Source organism: Pseudomonas sp. NPDC090208 (assembly GCF_044746785.1).
GTDB lineage: Bacteria > Pseudomonadota > Gammaproteobacteria > Pseudomonadales > Pseudomonadaceae > Aquipseudomonas.
The window spans coordinates 77,541-93,949 of sequence record NZ_JBIVCU010000019.1 but is presented as its reverse complement, the minus strand read 5'-3'; the positions used below and the strand labels follow the sequence as shown (position 1 = coordinate 93,949).

At 59.8% G+C, this 16,409-nt stretch carries 18 protein-coding genes; 7 read left to right on the top strand and 11 right to left on the bottom strand.

The window, feature by feature from the left end:
• Positions 1-240: 240 nt before the first annotated feature.
• Positions 241-1,218, bottom strand: a complete 978-nt coding sequence (locus tag ACIPL0_RS25845; RefSeq protein WP_400600834.1) for an NADPH:quinone reductase — start codon at positions 1,216-1,218, stop codon at positions 241-243.
• A gap of 169 nt (positions 1,219-1,387) precedes the next feature.
• On the opposite strand from ACIPL0_RS25845, the gene hemF reads away from it, so the two are divergent.
• Both hemF and aroE read left to right on the top strand, forming a co-directional pair.
• Positions 1,388-2,308, top strand: a complete 921-nt coding sequence (gene hemF, locus ACIPL0_RS25840; RefSeq protein ID WP_400600836.1) for an oxygen-dependent coproporphyrinogen oxidase — start codon at positions 1,388-1,390, stop codon at positions 2,306-2,308.
• Positions 2,308-3,135, top strand: a complete 828-nt coding sequence (gene aroE / locus ACIPL0_RS25835; RefSeq protein WP_400600838.1) for a shikimate dehydrogenase — start codon at positions 2,308-2,310, stop codon at positions 3,133-3,135. The genes hemF and aroE overlap by 1 nt, the downstream gene beginning before the upstream one ends.
• Before the next feature lie 138 nt (positions 3,136-3,273).
• On the opposite strand, the gene choX is transcribed toward aroE, so the two are convergent.
• Both choX and betC read right to left on the bottom strand, forming a co-directional pair.
• Positions 3,274-4,200 carry a choline ABC transporter substrate-binding protein gene (gene choX, locus ACIPL0_RS25830; protein WP_400600840.1) on the bottom strand — a complete coding sequence of 309 codons (927 nt, stop codon included), beginning with the start codon at positions 4,198-4,200 and terminating at the stop codon, positions 3,274-3,276.
• Positions 4,201-4,237: 37 nt separating this feature from the next.
• Positions 4,238-5,743 (bottom strand): choline-sulfatase, encoded by a 1,506-nt coding sequence (gene betC / locus ACIPL0_RS25825; protein ID WP_400600842.1) that lies wholly within the window; start codon positions 5,741-5,743, stop codon positions 4,238-4,240.
• 114 nt (positions 5,744-5,857) lie between these two features.
• On the opposite strand from betC, the gene ACIPL0_RS25820 reads away from it, so the two are divergent.
• Positions 5,858-6,808, top strand: coding sequence for a choline sulfate utilization transcriptional regulator (locus tag ACIPL0_RS25820; protein WP_400600843.1), 951 nt, complete (start codon positions 5,858-5,860; stop codon positions 6,806-6,808).
• 166 nt (positions 6,809-6,974) lie between these two features.
• Here ACIPL0_RS25820 and ACIPL0_RS25815 read toward each other — a convergent pair whose 3' ends face one another.
• Positions 6,975-7,613, bottom strand: coding sequence for an NAD(P)-dependent oxidoreductase (locus ACIPL0_RS25815; RefSeq protein WP_400600845.1), 639 nt, complete (start codon positions 7,611-7,613; stop codon positions 6,975-6,977).
• Positions 7,614-7,699: 86 nt separating this feature from the next.
• Between ACIPL0_RS25815 and ACIPL0_RS25810 the strand changes: the two genes are divergently transcribed.
• The gene (locus ACIPL0_RS25810; RefSeq protein WP_400600847.1) at positions 7,700-8,032 is read left to right on the top strand and encodes a DOPA 4,5-dioxygenase family protein; all 333 of its coding nucleotides are present in this window, start codon (positions 7,700-7,702) and stop codon (positions 8,030-8,032) included.
• A gap of 179 nt (positions 8,033-8,211) precedes the next feature.
• Here ACIPL0_RS25810 and ACIPL0_RS25805 read toward each other — a convergent pair whose 3' ends face one another.
• The 5 genes from ACIPL0_RS25805 to trpB all read right to left on the bottom strand — a co-directional run bounded on the left by ACIPL0_RS25805 (position 8,212) and on the right by trpB (position 12,849).
• Positions 8,212-8,676, bottom strand: a complete 465-nt coding sequence (locus ACIPL0_RS25805; RefSeq protein ID WP_400600849.1) for an anti-virulence regulator CigR family protein — start codon at positions 8,674-8,676, stop codon at positions 8,212-8,214.
• 256 nt (positions 8,677-8,932) lie between these two features.
• Positions 8,933-9,952, bottom strand: coding sequence for a hypothetical protein (locus ACIPL0_RS25800; RefSeq protein ID WP_400600851.1), 1,020 nt, complete (start codon positions 9,950-9,952; stop codon positions 8,933-8,935).
• Between the two features lie 206 nt (positions 9,953-10,158).
• A complete protein-coding gene (locus tag ACIPL0_RS25795; RefSeq protein ID WP_400600853.1) occupies positions 10,159-10,695 on the bottom strand; it encodes a hypothetical protein in 537 nt (178 codons plus the stop codon).
• A 124-nt stretch (positions 10,696-10,819) separates the two neighbouring features.
• Positions 10,820-11,629, bottom strand: coding sequence for a tryptophan synthase subunit alpha (gene trpA, locus ACIPL0_RS25790; RefSeq protein WP_400600854.1), 810 nt, complete (start codon positions 11,627-11,629; stop codon positions 10,820-10,822).
• Positions 11,629-12,849, bottom strand: coding sequence for a tryptophan synthase subunit beta (gene trpB, locus ACIPL0_RS25785; protein WP_400600856.1), 1,221 nt, complete (start codon positions 12,847-12,849; stop codon positions 11,629-11,631). Before trpB ends, trpA begins: the two co-directional genes overlap by 1 nt.
• A 120-nt stretch (positions 12,850-12,969) precedes the next feature.
• On the opposite strand from trpB, the gene ACIPL0_RS25780 reads away from it, so the two are divergent.
• Complete coding sequence (locus tag ACIPL0_RS25780) at positions 12,970-13,869, top strand: LysR family transcriptional regulator (RefSeq protein WP_400600858.1); 900 nt, start codon at positions 12,970-12,972, stop codon at positions 13,867-13,869.
• Here the strand turns inward: ACIPL0_RS25780 and ACIPL0_RS25775 are convergent, their stop codons facing one another.
• The gene (locus tag ACIPL0_RS25775; RefSeq protein ID WP_400600860.1) at positions 13,870-14,196 is read right to left on the bottom strand and encodes a YqjD family protein; all 327 of its coding nucleotides are present in this window, start codon (positions 14,194-14,196) and stop codon (positions 13,870-13,872) included. It lies immediately after the preceding gene.
• 180 nt (positions 14,197-14,376) lie between these two features.
• Here ACIPL0_RS25775 and ACIPL0_RS25770 point away from each other — a divergent pair, with 180 nt between their 5' ends.
• Both ACIPL0_RS25770 and ACIPL0_RS25765 read left to right on the top strand, forming a co-directional pair.
• Positions 14,377-14,592 (top strand): dodecin, encoded by a 216-nt coding sequence (locus tag ACIPL0_RS25770; RefSeq protein ID WP_400600862.1) that lies wholly within the window; start codon positions 14,377-14,379, stop codon positions 14,590-14,592.
• Positions 14,593-14,733: 141 nt separating this feature from the next.
• A complete protein-coding gene (locus tag ACIPL0_RS25765) occupies positions 14,734-14,955 on the top strand; it encodes a DUF1161 domain-containing protein (RefSeq protein WP_400600864.1) in 222 nt (73 codons plus the stop codon).
• Between the two features lie 239 nt (positions 14,956-15,194).
• On the opposite strand, the gene ACIPL0_RS25760 is transcribed toward ACIPL0_RS25765, so the two are convergent.
• Positions 15,195-16,196 carry an LLM class flavin-dependent oxidoreductase gene (locus ACIPL0_RS25760; protein WP_400731622.1) on the bottom strand — a complete coding sequence of 334 codons (1,002 nt, stop codon included), beginning with the start codon at positions 16,194-16,196 and terminating at the stop codon, positions 15,195-15,197.
• Positions 16,197-16,409: the final 213 nt, after the last annotated feature.

Genomic DNA, 16,409 nt, shown 5'->3' with positions numbered 1-16,409 from the left:
TAGGAGTGAGCTTGCTCGCGATCGCCTTCTATCCGTCAGCATCTCAGTAATGGATATACCGCAATCGCGAGCAAGCTCACTCCTACAAAGGCCGTGACCAGCATGTTTGCCTGGCTCCAGTCCGTAGGAGCCGGCTTGCTGGCGAACCGTGTTTTGCCCGCCATACCCATATGACGAGTAAGCCGCATTCGCCAGCAAGCCGGCTCCCACAAGGTAATGCGGTGAGCCAATAGCGGCGGTTTACGGCAGCAGAATCATCGAGCCGGTGGTGCGCCGTGCCGACAGTTCGGTCTGCGCCTTGGCCGCGTCTTTCAACGCGTACTTCTGCAAATCGTCGACCTTGACCTTGCCGCTGGCGACCATGGCGAAGACTTCATCGGCCATCGCCTGCAGGGCTTCCGGGCTGTTGGCGTAGGAACCCAGAGTCGGACGGGTCACGTACAGCGAGCCCTTCTGCGCCAGAATCCCCAGGTTTACCCCGGACACCGGGCCGGACGCATTGCCGAAGCTGACCAGCAAGCCGCGCAGCTCCAGGCAGTTCAGCGAGGTTTCCCAGGTGTCCTTGCCGACGCCGTCGTACACCACCGGCACTTTTTTGCCGTCGGTGAGTTCCAGCACGCGTTTTGCCACGTCTTCCTTGCTGTAATCGATCACTTCCCAAGCGCCGTTGGCCTTGGCATGAGCGGCTTTCTCCGCCGAACTGACGGTACCGATCAGCTTGACCCCCAGCGCCTTGGCCCATTGGCAGGCGATGGAACCGACACCGCCGGCGGCAGCGTGGAACAGAATGGTTTCTTCAGGACGGATTTCGTAGGTCTGGCGGAACAGGTACTGCACGGTCAGACCCTTGAGCATCACGGCCGCGCCCTGTTCGAAGCTGATCGCGTCAGGCAGTTTGGCGATGTTCGCCGCCGGCGTGACATGCAGTTCGGCGTAACTGCCCAGCGGGCCGGTGCCGTACACCACGCGGTCGCCGACCTTGACGTGGGTCACTTCGCTGCCGACTGCTTCGACGATGCCCGCGCCTTCGTTGCCCAGTCCGGACGGCAGGGAGGGCGCCGGATACAGGCCGGTGCGGAAATAGGTTTCGATGAAATTGACGCCAATCGCTTTGTTGCGCACGAGCACTTCTTTCGGACCCGGAGCGGCCGGTTCGAAATCAACGTACTCGAGAACTTCCGGGCCGCCGTAGGTGCGGAACTGGATACGCTTTGCCATTTGCTTTCTCCGTCATGGATCGAAACAAGAACTGCGAAAGGTCTCTATCGGACTCCTTCGCCTGATCTACGTCAACTGCGGCGCGCCGCGAGCCGGTGATATGCTGTGCGGCACATTTTGCTGACCCTGTTTTGGGTTGCACGGGTTTCAGTTTCTTCAAGGTACTGCCATGTCCTTTCGCACCGACGTCGTCAAAGCCTACCTGCTCGATCTGCAAGACCGGATCTGCGCCGCCCTCGAACACGAGGACGGCAGCGGCCGTTTCGTCGAAGACGCCTGGGAGCGGCCGGCCGGTGGCGGTGGCAGAACACGGGTGATCGAGAACGGCGACGTCATCGAAAAAGGCGGCGTGAACTTCTCCCACGTCTTCGGTGCCGGCCTGCCGCCTTCGGCCAGCGCCCACCGTCCCGAGCTGGCCGGCCGTGGCTTCGAGGCCCTCGGCGTGTCGCTGGTCATGCACCCGCACAACCCACATGTTCCGACCTCCCACGCCAACGTGCGTTTCTTCATCGCCGAAAAAGAAGGTGAGGAACCGGTCTGGTGGTTCGGTGGCGGCTTCGACCTGACGCCCTATTACGGCGTCGAGGAAGACTGCATTCACTGGCATCGCGTTGCCGAGCAGGCCTGCGCGCCGTTCGGGGCCGATGTCTATCCGCGCTACAAGGCCTGGTGCGACAAGTACTTTCATATCAAGCACCGCGACGAGCCACGGGGTGTCGGCGGCCTGTTCTTTGATGACCTGAACGAATGGGATTTCGACACCAGCTTCGCCTTCCTGCGCGCCATCGGTGATGCTTTCATCGACGCCTACCTGCCCATCGTCCAGCGCCGCAAGGCGACGCCGTACACGCCGCAGCAGCGTGAGTTCCAGGAGTTCCGCCGTGGCCGCTACGTCGAGTTCAACCTGGTCTATGACCGCGGCACCCTGTTCGGCCTGCAGTCCGGTGGTCGTACCGAATCGATCCTGATGTCGCTGCCGCCGCACGTGCGTTGGGGTTACGACTGGAAAGCCGCGCCGGGCAGTGAAGAAGCGCGTTTGACCGAGTATTTCCTGCAGGACCGCGACTGGCTGGCAGAGGGCAAGCAGTGATGACCGATCACTACGTCGTTTTTGGCAACCCTATCGCCCACAGCAAATCGCCGCTGATTCACCGCCTGTTTGCCGAGCAGACCGGGCAGTCCCTCGACTACCAGACCGCGCTGGCGCCGCTGGAGGGCTTCACGGCGTTCGCCAAAGCGTTCTTCGAGAACGGGCTGGGCGCCAACGTCACCGTGCCGTTCAAGGAAGAAGCCTATCGGCTGGCCGATCAACTGACCGATCGTGGTCGTCGCGCTGGTGCGGTGAACACCCTCGCCCGTCAGGCCGATGGCAGCCTGCTTGGCGACAACACTGACGGTGCCGGGCTGGTGCGGGACTTGAAGGTCAACCACGGTGTGACCCTGAAGGACAAACGCATCCTGCTGCTGGGTGCGGGTGGTGCGGTGCGCGGTGCGCTGGCGCCGTTGCTGGCCGAGGAACCGTATGTGCTGGTGGTCGCCAACCGCACGGTGGAAAAAGCCGAGCAACTGGCGAAGGAGTTCGCTGAGCTGGGGCCGGTATTGCCGGCAGGCTACGACTGGCTGGAAGAGCCGGTGGACATCATCATCAATGCCACTTCGGCGAGTCTGTCGGGCGAGTTGCCACCGATTGCGCCAAGCCTGATCCAGGCCGGTGAAACCTTCTGCTACGACATGATGTACGCCAAGGAGCCGACCGCATTCTGCCGCTGGGCCACGGAACACAAGGCCGGGCAGGCGGTGGATGGTCTGGGGATGCTGGTGGAACAGGCCGCCGAAGCGTTTTACCTGTGGCGCGGCGTGCGCCCGGATTCGGCGCCGGTGCTGGCGGAATTGCGGCGGTTGATGGCAGAGGCCTGATCGCCGCCGCCAAGCCTGTAGGAGCCGGCTTGCTGGCGAACCCGACGACGCGGTGCAACAGGTACACCGCATCATCGTTCTTCGCCGGCAAGCCGGCTCCCACGGCCTTCGGCCAGAAGCAGGCACAGGTTCAGCGGCTTACAACTTCGCTTTCACCGCCGGCAACGCGTCCTTGTCGTCGATGGTTTTCACGCCGCTCAGCCACTTCTCCAGCACCGCCGGGTTGGCCTTGATCCACGCTTTCACCGCGTCGGCGTTGCTGATCTTCTGATCCACCACGTTTTTCATGATGGTGTTTTCCATGTCCTGGGTGAACGTCAGGTTGGAGAACAGCTTGGCCACGTTCGGGCAGGCGTCGGCGTAGCCCTTGCGGGTCACGGTGTAGACGCTGCCGGTGTCACCGAAGTATTTCTCGCCGCCCTTCAGATAGTGCATGCCCTTGATCTGCACGTTCATCGGGTGCGGTGTCCAGCCGAGGAACACCACGAAGTCCTTCTTCTTCACGTTACGCTGCACTTCGGCGAGCATCGCCTGCTCGCTGGACTCCACCAGCTTCCAGTCGCCCAGGTCGAATTCGTTCTTCTTGATGATCTCCTGAATCGACGCGTTGGCCGGAGCCCCCGAGCCGATGCCGTAGATCTTCTTGTGGAACTTGTCGGCGTACTTGTTCAGGTCGGCGAAGTTATGCACGCCCGCGTCATAGACATAGTCCGGGACCGCGAGGGTGAATTCGGTGCCTTCCAGGTTCTTCGCGTGTTGGGTGACATCGCCGGTGGCGATGAACTTGTCATAGAAACCCTGCTGCGCCGGCATCCAGTTGCCCAGAAAAACGTCCATTTGACCGTCTTTGAGACCACCATAGGCAATCGGCACTGCCAGCGTATCGACCTTGGTCTTGTACCCCATGCCATCGAGCAGGAAGCTCGCCGTGGCATTGGTGGCGGCGATGTCGCTCCAACCTGGATCGGCCATCTTCACCGTACCGCAGCTTGCGTCAGCGGCGTATGCAACGACGCTGCTCAAGCTCATGACCCCTACCGCCAGCGTTGTGAACAACTTCTTCATGGTGTGCCCCTTTTTGGTTTTCTAGGTGTGGCAGGGTTCAAGGTTGTGGATAACGGGCCTTGCGCTCCAGATCGTCGAGATCGATATGGTTGCGCATGTATTGCTGACTGGCGTCGACCAGCGGCTGGTGATCCCAACTCTTCAGCTTGCCGAGTGTCAGCGCCTGGGCGACGAAGCGCCGGCGACGCTGGCTGGCGAGCACCTGGTGGTGTATCGCCGGGATGTTCCATTTGGCCCGTGCTTCGGCCAGGAACGTGTCGAACAGGTCGCGATGGGCCTCTGACTGGCTCAGCTCTTCCTGTTCCTTCGGATCGTTATACACGTCGTACAGCAGACATGGGTCCTGTTCCGAATAGATGAATTTGTAGTGGCCGCGACGGATCATCATCAGCGGGCTGGTGGTGCCTTCGGCCATGTATTCGCCGAACACTTCGTCATGTCCTGCCCCGCCTTGCAGATGCGGTAGCAACGAGCGGCCGTCGAGTGGCAGACCGTCTTCCAGTTCGCCTTCGGCCAATGCCACGAAGGTCGGCAGCAGATCGGCGGTCGATACCGACGCCTTGACCCGCGCGGCCTTGAACTGACCCGGTGCATAGACCAGCAGCGGCACCCGGGCGGACATCTCGAACCAGTGCATCTTGTACCAGAGGCCACGCTCGCCAAGCATGTCGCCGTGGTCGCCGGAGAAGACGATGATGGTGTCGTCGGCCAGGCCGGTTTCTTCCAGGGTCTGCAGCAATTTGCCGATGTTGTCGTCGATGTAGCTGCAGGCACCGAAGTAGGCACGACGGGCGTCGCGGATCTTGTGCTCCGGCAGCGGCTTGTCCCACAGGTCGTAGACCTTGAGCAGGCGCTGGGAGTGCGGGTCCTGATCGGCCTGGGCCGAAGGCGCCGGTGGCAGCGGGATTTCTTCGTCGTTGTACAGGTCCCAGAATTTCTTCGGAATGGTGTACGGGTCGTGGGGGTGGGTCATCGACACGGTCAGGCAGAACGGCTGGTTGCCGTCTTCGCGCACATGGTCGAACAGGTATTGCTGGGCCTTGAACACCACCTCCTCGTCGAAGTCGAGCTGGTTGGTGCGCACGCACGGGCCGGCCTGCAGCACCGACGACATGTTGTGGTACCAGGTCGGGCGCACGTCCGGCTCGTCCCAGTTCACCGCCCAGCCGTAGTCGGCCGGGTAGATGTCGCTGGTCAGGCGTTCTTCGTAGCCGTGCAACTGGTCCGGGCCGCAGAAGTGCATCTTGCCCGACAGCGCAGTGCGGTAGCCGAGGCGGCGCAGGTAATGGGCGTAAGTCGGAACGTCGGCAGGGAAATCGGCGGCGTTGTCATAGGCGCCGATCTGGCTCGGCAGCTGGCCGCTGACCAGGGTGAAACGTGATGGCGCACACAGCGGGCTGTTGCAGTAAGCGGAGTCAAACACCACGCCATCGGCGGCGAGGCGGCTCAAATTCGGCATCTTGATGGGCGATGAGGCGTAAATCGGCAAGATCGGCGCGGCCATCTGATCGGCCATGATGAAAAGAATGTTCTTGCGCTTCATGTCTTCGCGGCATTCCATAGTGAATATTTATGCGAAATTGCTGTTTCAGAGAATGAGATCCATGGAACCTGCGGTAAAGCCCATAAAACGCAATGCCTAGGATAAGCCACCGTTATGTTTGATGCCCTCGGCGACCTGTCACTCGATCTGCTGCGCGGCTTTGAAGCCGCCGCCCGTTTGCGCAGCTTTACTGCAGCGGCGGTCGAACTCGGCACCACCCAGCCGGCCATTAGCCAGCAAATCAAAAGGTTAGAAGAACAACTGGCGACGCGCCTGTTCGATCGCATCTACCGTGGCATCGAATTGACCGACGCCGGCGAGATTCTGTTGAACCATGTGCAGGCCGGATTGCAGTCGATGGATGCCGGTCTTGCCGCCATCACCGAGCAGCATCAGCACGAGGTATTGCAGGTGGCGACCGACTTCGCTTTCGCCGCCTATTGGCTGATGCCGCGTCTGCACCGCTTTCACAAGGACAACCCCGACGTTGATGTCAGCCTGGTCACCAGCGAGCGCAGCCACAGCATGCTACGCGCCGATATCGACGTCGCCGTGCTGTTCGGCGACGGGCGTTTTCGTCAGGGCGAAAGCCACTGGCTGTTCAGTGAAGAAGTGTTTCCGGTGTGCAGCCCGCAACTGCTGAAAGGGCGTGGGCTTCCAATGCCGGTCGAGGCGCTGAAAGAGTTTCCGTTGCTGCACCTGCGCGGTGAGGCCAGCAGCAGCTGGTTCGACTGGGCCGGCGTGTTCCGCGCCCTCGACATCGCCCAGGCGCCGGCGCCGGGGCAGTTGCGTTTCGACAACTACACCCTGCTGATTCAGGCGGCGATTGGTGGCCAAGGCGTGGCGATCGGCTGGCGACATCTGGTCGATGACCTGCTGGAGCAAGGGCTGCTGTGCCGCCCGATCGATGCCACGGCGATTTCGCAGTTCGGCTATTACATCGTTCTGCCGCAACGCAAACGGCGGGTGCAGATCGTTCAGCGTTTCGTCGACTGGCTGAAAAGTGAACAGGCCTTGAGTGGTGATTCCCTGGTGGGCAAGCCGTTGCCGTCGATTGCGGTGTAGGGGGATGCATGATCCTGTGTGGGAGGGAGCCCTGCTCGCGAAAGCGTCATTCCCGTCGACGCTATGTTGACTGTTCCATGGTCTTCGCGAGCAGGGTTCCCTCCCACAGGTTCTGCATCATGTTTGAAATTTGAACAAATCCTCACATGTGCAGAACGCAGCTCCTTCACACCACAAAATTCACATACTGGCGCACATGCAGGTTGAGCCTCATCTCCTCGGCAATACCGTTAGCCACTCGCTCCAGCACGGCCTGCGAGACCACCTGCGTGTGCCCGGTCGGGCTGTAATGCAGGATGCCCACACCCGCGATACCTTCCGGTGCGCTGACCAGCGTCCATTCGGCAGCGCTCTTGCGCAGCGCATCGACGATCAACGCCGAGGCCTGAAACTGATCGAGGTCAGGGTCTTGGTAATCCGGCAGGGGCTGACCGTGCAGAAGATGGATGTCGGCGACCAGAATCAGTCGTTTCAGATGCGTGCGGTCCATGCAGGTCAACAGCGTATGGGTGGCAATCAGTTGCGCCTCGGGGGTAAGGCCGACCAGTGCGGCAGGCGTCGCTTTGGGCTCAAGCAGGCAGATCACCACTGAACAACCGGCGATGCCTTCGCAGACGCGTTCGGTGTCGAACAGGTTGCCGCGTTTGATCCGCAGCCTGCGACGCGGCTTGAGGGTGTCAGGATCGTCGACGATGGCGATCACTTCATGCTGGCGCCGCAACAACTCGGCCATCAGCGCACTGCCAAAGCTGCTGAGGGCACCAAACAACGCCACCTTGATCGCCGGAGTTTCAGCATTTTTCATGGCAATGCGTCCGGCACTGTGGATAACTCTTACCTGATTGAGATTAGCAGGGCTTCCACCTGTTCCACATTTGCCGAGGACCGGACATGTCACCTGTCGAGGGCTATCACACCCATGTTTACTTCGATGCGCAGACCATCGATCAGGCCCGCGCGCTGTGTGAAAGCGCAGCGGCCACTTTCGGTATTCGCATGGGGCGCATGCACGAACGCCCGGTCGGCCCGCACCCGGACTGGAGTTGCCAGCTGGCGTTCAGTCACGAGCAGTTTGCCGATGTGATGTTCTATCTGGCGCTGAACCGCAACGGGCTGGTGGTGTTCACTCATCCGCAGACCGGCGATGACCTGGCGGATCACACCGACCATGCGATCTGGATGGGGGCCGTGCGACCGTTGAATGTGGAGATGTTCAGGCGTTGATGCGGACGTGGAAATGCGCCTGATCACCGTCCTGTAGGAGCTGGCTTGTCCTGCGACCTGCCGGGAACCGGCGGCAAGCCCGACGAATGCGGTGTGTCAGGATTGCAAGTTCGCCAGATTTTACGGCGGGTTCCCCGCCGGTCGCAGGGCAAGCCAGCTCCTACAGTGAGGTGGTTGGATCAGTTCAAAACACCGTCCAGAATCTCGTAAACGATCCCGCTACCCACGGCGATCAGCACGATGTCCGGACCCAGGCGGCGCCATTCGTAACCTTCGTAACGCGGCAGGTATTGCAGCGAGCGGTCGTCCAGACGGCGGCCGTAACCCCGAGGCAGCGGATGGCCTTTGACGATGTGGACACCAGGCGGCAGAGGTTGACCGCGACCGATGACCTCGCGGTGTTCCTGAATGGTGCGGCGCACATCGCCGAAGTCGGCCGGTGGGCGCCCGCCGCGATGGTCGTTGCCACGGTTGTCATTGCGGTGATCGTCACCCCGCGGCCCTTGCTGCCCGTGGTCCTGATGCTGACCGGGTCCGTGGTCATCGTAGCCGCCACGCTGATCCGGCGGTGCCGCCTGGACCAGCGCGCTGGCGCTGAGCATCAACACGCCCAACCCGGCGATCAAACGATTCGAGACTTTCATGTACCGCGCTCCTGAGCAGAAAAATGTCAGCAAAGAGGGGCTCAGAACCTGGTCCTGAACCCCTGTGCTGTATTGCTTAGTCTGCTAATGACGCTGCAGATTCCTCTGTATCAGGAACTTTACCTTCAGGATACAGAGCGTTTACCTGGTAGATAGGCCTTGCTGCACCTGTCGTCCAATAGCTGCCTGTATGTGGGAAGCCATGGACGTCAGGTCGTGCGAGTGCATCCTGGCGAATTGGCCGTAAACAAAGTTTTTAATTTTGCAGCCTAAGTTCTGCTTTGGCTGCAGTAATCCTGTTATCAAACTCAGCCAGTAACTTAGTCATATCCGCGACCTTTTTTTCCACAACCTTAAGTAGATAGTCTTTGTTAACAGGTTGTCCGGGTCCGGGAACGCTATGCTTTCCGAACATATTACCAAAGACGTTGGCGGCTTTGGCGTACTCCTTACCAGGTATTCCCAAGACAGCCCAAAGACCCCTGCGGTGAGAGAGTTTAACGCGGCCGTTCTTCATGCGAAGATATAAAGGATTTGTTTCTTTATTTGCCATTTGGTTATAGACGCATATTGTTTCGATTCGAAGAGAAAAAGTCTTATCGTGTTCTTCTTCCAGCTTGTTTAAATCGCGTTTTATTATGCTCAGCGTGCGATATTTTTCTTCTGGTTTTGTACTTGTACTTTGGAGGGGGTACGACGTTTTGGAACGGACGAGGCTGATTAGATCATCATGCTGGGATTGTGAACGCTCAGCTGTGGGTGTCTTGAAGTCGGAAGTGATGAGTGCTCGACATTTTTTGGCGGCATCTGTCCAGTTGCGTTTTGCAATACGCGCTTCTCGATTGATATCCGAAAGAGATTTTTCGGCACCGCTAGAAGCCTTGATCAATAACTTACGAAGTTCGATGACGCGGATTGCCTGGCCTGCTTTTATTTGCTCACCACCTGTTAAGTTTGCGTTAATCGCATCCAGCTCTTTGTTTGGGTAACGTTTGAAAGGGTCTTTACTTTTTGAAAAATGGATATATTTATCGCGTCGATCTACGTAGACAGATTCATTATCTCGATCGAGATGGTTCAATTGTCCAATGGTTTTATCGATAAGATCACAGTGTTGACGCGCTAGCTCTTGCTTGGCGTTTAGGTGGCCGAGTACGTTACGAGCCACAAGGAGATCAGTTTCAAGCCGAGGGCCAACGCGTTTTATGGCGCCCAGATACAAGCTTGATTGCTGAGGAGGTAAATAAGCTAATGAAGGTGCTGATACGTTGCTCATGAGTATTCCTTGGCGAATAAAAGCAGGAACAGTGCAGCATTCTCTCAATAATAACTTTCAAGAACCGCGCACGCGGACAGTGAGTTTGAATAGTCGATTTCACTGCCCGGTTTGCCGATCTCTCTGAGAGTCCATTTTCTGCCTAAACTGTCGGCGCGTTGCCAAGCAGGCAGTGATGGAGATAGCTCTGCGATACGGCTAGATCTTTATGACGTGTGACCGACTACCACTTTTCTCAACCAGGTCGGCAATTTCGGGAATGCAAAGGGCTTGCTGGGTTTCTGATCCTCAGGCGGCAGAGCTTGTTGAATTTCTGGCAATATTCTTTCTTGAAGAGCCTTGGGGGAGGATATTTCTTTCAGTCTGGAAGCACCAGTGGCGGCTTCTTCACGGTAGTGACGTTGTGCAAGATCCAAGGCGTCATCCAGCAGGTTGGGATCGATATAGCCTCTGGCTGCAAGGGTATACTTACTGCCATTGGCTTCATAGCTTATATAGATACGACCTGCTGTATTACTTGCGAGAGCTCTTACCTGGATGAGCTGATTTCGGAGGTCAATGATATTTGCGCGACGCTTTATATGCTCGCTTACTTTTTTGGCGAGATATGATATTTCTACTGCTTCTGGATTTTTGGTTGTTATGAGCGTTTCAGCGATGATGGGGGAGTCAGTGGGATCCTCATATTCCCACAATGAAATATAGAAATGAGATGCACTGGTAGGCAGAGACAGGTTGGGCATGGGATTACCTCAAAAAATGAAGCCGGCTTAATGCCATCTGCGCGTAACCAAAGCTTTCAAGGACCGCCCATAAAAAAGGCGAAGCCGATATACGGCTTCGCCTTTTCAATCAACCCGCCGAAGATCAGCCGCGAGCAGCGCGAACGCCTTCGGACAGTTGTGCGCACAGTTCCAGCACGCCGCTCACCGCTTTTTCCGGCGATTCGGCGTTGGCGATGCGGTCGATCAGGGCCGAGCCCACGACCACGCCGTCGGCTTCACGGGCGATAGCGGCGGCTTGTTCCGGGGTGCGGATGCCGAAGCCGACGCTGATCGGCAGATCGGTGTGGCGACGCAGGCGGGAAACCGCTTCCTTGACCTGATCTACGGTGGCTGAGCCGGCACCGGTCACGCCCGCGACGGAGACGTAGTAGACGAAGCCCGAGCTGCCGTTGAGCACGGTAGGCAGGCGTTTGTCGTCGGTGGTCGGGGTGGTCAGGCGGATGAAATCCAGACCGGCGTCCTGAGCCGGGTCGCACAATTCGGCGTTGTGCTCCGGTGGCAAATCGACCACGATCAGGCCGTCGACGCCGGATTCATGGGCTTCGGCGATGAATTTCTCTACGCCGTAGTTGTGGATCGGGTTGTAGTAACCCATCAGCACCAACGGTGTATGGCTGTCTTCAACGCGGAACTCGCGCACCATCTGCAGGGTTTTCGCCAGGTTCTGCTTGGCGCCCAGCGCACGGATGTTGGCCAGCTGGATCGCCGGGCCGTCGGCCATCGGGTCGGTGAACGGCATGCCCAGTTCGATCACGTCGGCACCGGCTTTCGGCAGGCCCTTGAGGATCGCCAGCGAGGTGTCGTAACCGGGGTCGCCGGCGGTGATGAAGGTCACCAGGGCGGCGCGGTTTTGTTGCTTCAGCTCGGCAAAACGGGTTTGCAGGCGGCTCATCAGTGTTTCTCCTGCTGGGACAGATCCAGGTGGTGCATGACGGTTTGCATGTCCTTGTCGCCACGACCGGACAGGTTGACCACCATCAGGTGATCCTTGGGCAGCGTCGGTGCGCGCTTGAACACTTCGGACAGCGCGTGGGCGCTTTCCAGAGCCGGGATGATGCCTTCCAGGCGGCAGCACTGGTGGAATGCGGCCAGGGCTTCGTCGTCGGTCACCGAGGTGTATTCGACGCGGCCGATGTCATGCAACCAGGCGTGTTCAGGGCCGATGCCCGGGTAGTCCAGACCGGCGGAAATCGAGTGGGCGTCGATGATCTGGCCGTCGTCGTCCTGCAGCAGGAACGTACGGTTGCCGTGCAGCACGCCCGGTACGCCGCCGTTGAGGCTGGCCGCATGTTTGCCGGTTTCGATGCCGTGGCCGGCCGCTTCGACGCCGATGATGCGCACACTGGTGTCATCGAGGAACGGGTGGAACAGGCCCATGGCGTTGGAGCCGCCGCCGATGCAGGCAACCAGGCTGTCGGGCAGGCGGCCTTCCTGTGCTTGCAGCTGTTCGCGGGTTTCCTTGCCGATCACGGCCTGGAAGTCGCGGACCATCGCCGGATACGGGTGCGGGCCGGCCACGGTGCCAATCAGGTAGAAGGTGGTGTCGACGTTGGTCACCCAGTCACGCAACGCTTCGTTCATCGCGTCTTTCAGGGTGCCGGTGCCGGCGACCACTGGAATCACGGTGGCGCCCAGCAGCTTCATGCGGAACACGTTGGCCTGCTGGCGCTCGATGTCGGTGGTGCCCATGTAGATCACGCATTCCAGACCGAAACGGGCGGCCACGGTGGCCGTCGCCACGCCGTGCATGCCGGCGCCGGTCTCGGCGATGATGCGTTTCTTACCCATGCGCCGCGCCAGCAGGATCTGGCCGATGCAGTTGTTGATCTTGTGCGCGCCGGTGTGGTTCAGCTCTTCGCGCTTGAGGTAGATCTTCGCGCCGCCGCAGTGCTCGGTCAGACGCTCGGCGAAATACAGCGGGCTTGGACGGCCGACGTAATCGCGCTGGAAGTAGGCCAGTTCCTTGATGAATTCAGGGTCGGTCTTAGCCGCTTCGTATTCGCGGTTCAGGTCGAGAATCAGGGGCATCAGGGTTTCGGCGACGTAACGACCGCCGAAGGCGCCGAACATGCCGCGATCATCCGGGCCGTTGCGGTATTGAGCTTGGGTCATCGGGAGACCTCCGAGGGAGAAAGGGGGAGCCACTTGGGCAGTGAACACACTTTAACCAGCGCCACGGGCGATGAAAACCGATAAGATCGCCGCAACCTGTCAGAAAAACTCACAGATGCCATGAGCCGAGAACTGCCCCCGCTGAACGCCTTGCGCGCCTTCGAAGCCACTGCCCGTCTGAACAGCGTCAGTCAGGCTGCCGAACAGCTGCACGTTACCCACGGCGCGGTCAGCCGCCAGTTGAAGGTGCTGGAAGAGCACTTGGGTGTGAGCCTGTTCGCGAAAGACGGTCGCGGCCTGAAACTCACAGATGCCGGTATTCGTCTGCGCGACGCCAGCGGCGAAGCCTTCGACCGTCTGCGCAGCGTTTGTGCGGAATTGAGCCAAGGCAGCGCCGATGCGCCGTTCGTGCTGGGGTGCTCCGGCAGCCTGCTGGCGCGCTGGTTCATTCCCCGCCTGGGACGGCTGAATGCCGATCTGCCAGACCTGCGCCTGCATTTGTCGGCCGGCGAAGGCGACCTCGATCCACGGCGTCCGGGGCTGGATGCATTGCTGGTGTTCGCCGAGCCACCGTGGCCGGCGGACATGCAAGTGTTCGAGCTGGCGAGCGAGCGTATCGGCCCGGTTATGAGCCCGCACTTTGCCCGCTTCGAAGCGCTGCGCAAGGCACCTGCGAAGGCGTTGCTGGAAGAGTCGCTGTTGCAGACCGGCTCGCGACCGCAGGCCTGGCCGAGTTGGGCGAAACATCACGGCATCGCCGCCGACGCGCTGCGCTACGGCCAGCGTTTCGAGCACCTGTATTACTTGCTGGAGGCAGCGGTGGCCGGGCTTGGGATTGCCATCGCACCGGAACCGTTGGTGGCCGACGACCTCAAGGCCGGGCGCCTGGTTGCGCCGTGGGGCTTCAGTGAAACCCCGGCGCAACTGGCGCTATGGGTGCCGCGGCGTGGTGCCGACGGGCGTGCCCAGCAACTGGCCCAATGGCTCAGGCAAGAGCTGGAGCGCTCCGGTCAGGCGTGATCAGTTGCCGCGCTTGAACAGCAGGTAAGCGGCCAACAGGCCAATGGCACCGACAGCGACACCGGCGGTCGTCCATGGGTGTTCCTGCGCGTAGTCACGGGTGGCGACACCGGTTTCACGGGTCTTCACCTTGACGTCTTCATAGACATCGCTGAGCAGGCTGCGCGAGTGGCTCAGCGCGTTCTCAGCGTTGGCCTTGAGGCTTTTCAGGGTTTTGCGCGACTCGTCAGAAGCATCCGATTTCAGGCTCTCAAGCGACTTGAGCAGACTTTCGATCTCGGCTTCCATGCTTTGCAAAGACGCTTTACGGGATGACGTGAATGCCATGGTTGACTCTCCTGCATTGATGAGTGGCGTGTGTCTGATTCCGACTACAGGGCTTTGAGAAAGTGCAGTGCGGATTGCAGCGAGCGTTTTTTCTGAACTTTCCACTGGCCGTTCGCGCCAGACGAAGGACGCAGATTTCACTGCTACGCTGCAATCGAAGACCACTTGAGGAGTTCTGCCATGTCTGATCACCACACCTACAAGATGCTCGAACTGGTCGGCTCGTCGACCACCAGTACCGATGAAGCGATCCAGAACGCCATCGCCCAGGCCGGCAAGAGTGTGAAATTCATGGAATGGTTCGAGGTGCTGGAAACCCGCGGCCACATCCGCGACGGCAAGGTCGCGCATTTTCAGGTGACCCTCAAGGTGGGTTTCCGCATCGACAACAGCTGAACTTTTAAACTGGCTGAGTGCCACAACCTTCGCTATACATACCGCGCTGTTCGTGAATTCGGACGCGTGTTTCATGTATCGGGCCGCCGCTTTCAGGCGGCCTCTTTCGCTTGAAAAGCGCCTGACGAGGGAGTGTGACCGATGAAGAAGTTTCTTTTGGCGGTAGGGCTGTTGAGTATTGCGGGCACGACCCTGGCGGCAGGTAAATCCTGTGACGAAGTCATCGCCGGGATCGATGCGAAGATCAAGGCCAAGGGCGTGACGTCCTTCACGCTGGAAGCCGTGGACAAAGGTGCAGGCGGCGGCAAGGTCGTCGGCAGCTGCGATGGAGGCAGCAAGGACATCATCTACAAACGCGGCTGATCGAGCCGGTTGTACAAAAAAACCGACGCATGAGGCGTCGGTTTTTTATTGGGCGACCGATGATCCTGTGGGAGCGAATTCATTCGCGATGCGCCGGTACATTCGATATCCGTCTACCAGATGTACACGGTCCATGTGGGAGGGAGCCCTGCTCGCGAAGGCGTTCTTTCAGACACAGAGACAGCGCCTGACCCAGCGCTTTCGCGAGCAGGGCTCCCTCCCACGGAAATTCGGATCGATCAGCCCCTCGCGATCTGCGCCAGAATCTCGTACGAACGCAGCCGGTCGGCGTGCTCATACATGTCGCAGGTGAAGATCAGCTCATCGGCATCGGTCTGCTCCAGCAGCACATCCAGCTTGGCGCGGATCTTCTCCGGGCCGCCGACCATCGCCAGCCCGAGGAAATCCATCACCGCTTCCCGTTCGTGCGGCAGCCACAGGCCGTTCATGCTTTCCACCGGCGGCTTCTGTTTCAGGCTCTGTCCGCGCATCAGGTTGAGGATGCGCTGGTACACCGAGGTCACCAGGTAGTTGGCCTGCTCGTCGGTATCGGCAGCGGCCAGCGGCACACCGAGCATCACGTAAGGCTTGTCGAGTACGGCGGACGGCTGGAAGTGGTCGCGGTAGACGCGAATGGCTTCGTGCATCAGGCGCGGCGCGAAGTGCGAGGCGAAGGCGTACGGCAAACCGCGCTGGCCGGCCAGTTGTGCGCTGAACAGGCTCGAACCCAGCAGCCAGATCGGCACGTTGGTGTCGGTGCCCGGCACGGCGATCACCCGCTGATGCGGCTGGCGCGGGCCGAGGTAGGCCATCAGTTCGGCGACGTCATCCGGGAAATCATCCGCGCTGCCGGAGCGCTCGCGGCGCAGGGCGCGGGCGGTTAACTGATCGGAGCCCGGCGCACGGCCCAGACCCAGGTCGATCCGGCCCGGATACAGGCTGGCGAGGGTGCCGAACTGCTCGGCGATCACCAGTGGCGCGTGGTTGGGCAGCATGATCCCGCCGGAACCGACGCGAATGGTCGAAGTGCCGCCCGCCAGATAGGCCAGCAACACTGACGTGGCCGAGCTGGCGATGCCGTCCATGTTGTGGTGTTCGGCCACCCAGAAGCGGTTGTAGCCCCATTTTTCGGCATGCTGCGCCAGATCCAGCGAATTGCGCAGCGACACCGCGGGGCCTTTGTCTTCGCGAACGGGCACCAGATCGAGGGCGGAAATCTTCACATCAGTCAGTCGTTTCATGGGCTGCTGTCGTTCCTCTTGGGGGCTTGGTCAGGCACGGTGGCGGACAACACACAAAAGCCACGCCTGCTAAAGCCTAAAAAATTGCGTTAAGGCCCCTAGGATAAGCCTGTAATTTTTCGTTGCAATGGCCGTCGGGTAAATTCCTACTGATTTGGTCGGATTATTTCCGATGCACCCAAACGAAAAAGCACGCATGTCATAACCGTTGAA